The 1,657-nt window shown below is 44.1% G+C and carries 1 protein-coding gene; it reads left to right on the top strand.

Going from position 1 to position 1,657, the window contains the following annotated elements:
- Positions 1 to 307 precede the first annotated feature (307 nt).
- Entirely contained in the window at positions 308 to 1,555 is a 1,248-nt protein-coding gene (locus tag KXG62_RS33750) for an IS110 family RNA-guided transposase (protein WP_218096387.1), read from the top strand.
- Positions 1,556 to 1,657 lie beyond the last annotated feature (102 nt).

Below are 1,657 nucleotides of genomic sequence, written 5' to 3'. Positions count from 1 at the left end.
TTCATGTTTATACCCATTCCTTTCGCTTCGCTCAAGGCACAAAACGACATGAAATCATTGTGCTTTGAGCTCATTTTTATTTATCCTAGACTTGCAGGGATACCAGTAAACTACAAATCACGTGGAGGTGAGTGGGCTGCCCCTTACGGGGTGACCGCATGTTTATATGTGTAGATTGCCTTTCCAAGCACAAATAAGTGTGACCCTCGAGCACGCAGACTTATCTTTGTATAAACATAACTCGTTTATTGCTGGGCAATCAGTCCCTGCTGCCTATCCCTGTATACCTTGGAAAGGAGCACTTTTTATGGGCCTCAAAATCGTTTATCCCATTTGCTGTGGAATTGATGTCCACAAAACCTTTGTCGTTGCCTGTATTGCATCTACCAACAACAAAGGCGTAACCATCTACAAACGCCATCGCTTTTCTACCTTTACCAAAGGGCTTAAAGAGCTGTCACAATGGCTTTGTGAACATGATTGTAAGGACGTCTGTATGGAATCTACCGGCAAATACTGGATTCCCGTCTTCAATGTTCTTGAAGATTCCTGCCGCATTACGCTCGCACATCCGAAATACGTCAAAGCCATTCGCGGCAAAAAGACTGACACCAAGGATGCGAAATGGATCGCCGATTTGTTTAAACATGATCTTGTTGCCGGGAGCTTTATGCCCCCGCTATCGATCCGGCAACTGCGCGACCTTATGCGCTATCGCTTTAAGCTGACGAATTTTGCATCAAGCGAAAAAAATCGGCTTCAAAACAGCTTAACCGTTTCCAACATCCAACTTGGCAACGTCGTTTCGGATACCTTCGGCAAGAGTTCAATGAATATTATTGAAAAACTTCTGGACGATCCAAGCGATATTTCGTTTGACATTGAACCTCTCATCCATGGATCTATGAAAGGAAAGCTCCCGGAACTGGAGCTTGCCATTGAGGGACTGATTACTCCCGAGCAGGTCGGGAAAATCAAGGTGATCAAAGGTCACTGCGAAGACCTGACCTCACGTAAAGCGGATCTGGAAGCCATTATTCTTTCTCTTGCCGAGTCCTATCTGGAAGAAATCAACTTAATCTTGTCTGTGCCGTCTTTCAAAAACATCTACTCCGCCATTGCCGTGGTTTCAGAAATAGGTGTCAATATGGACGTGTTCCCCACAGCCAAACATTTGTGTTCCTGGGCAGGCCTAACCCCCACCAACAACGAGAGTGCCGGCAAGAAAAAGTCAGTAAGAATTTCAAGAGCAGGTTGTTACATCAAGCCACTTTTGGTACAGTGCGCCACCGCTGTCGTCAAAAGTGAAAAACATCCTGAAATCCGTAACCGCTACTTAAAACTCAAAAAGCGTCGAGGTCACAAACGCGCCATTATTGCTATTGCGCGAATGCTATTAACAGCTATCTACCACATCTTAAAGAACAAAGAGCCGTATAACGCAGAGCTTTATAAAAAATCGGATGTTTTTCCCTTAGACCGTGAGATCACGGTCGAGCAAGCGATTTTAATAGCAAAAGCTCAAGGTTATCGCATTCTACAAATAGCTACCTGAGTAATACATACATCCTTAATTTACCAAAAAGTCGTCTTTTCGATGGCTTGTTTGCTATGCCATTCTACGTGAGTACAATCAGTTACTATTGATTTCAGACTT

Origin of the sequence: Paenibacillus solanacearum (assembly GCF_910593845.1) — a bacterium.
GTDB lineage: Bacteria > Bacillota > Bacilli > Paenibacillales > NBRC-103111 > Paenibacillus_G > Paenibacillus_G solanacearum.
Note: the sequence above shows the minus strand (reverse complement) of the source record. Positions and strands in the feature narration are given on the sequence as shown.

Bases quoted from the DNA above. Each gene is read 5' to 3' on its own strand.
- KXG62_RS33750 (WP_218096387.1), top strand. From the start codon at position 308: ATGGGCCTCAAAATCGTTTATCCCATTTGCTGTGGAATTGATGTCCAC.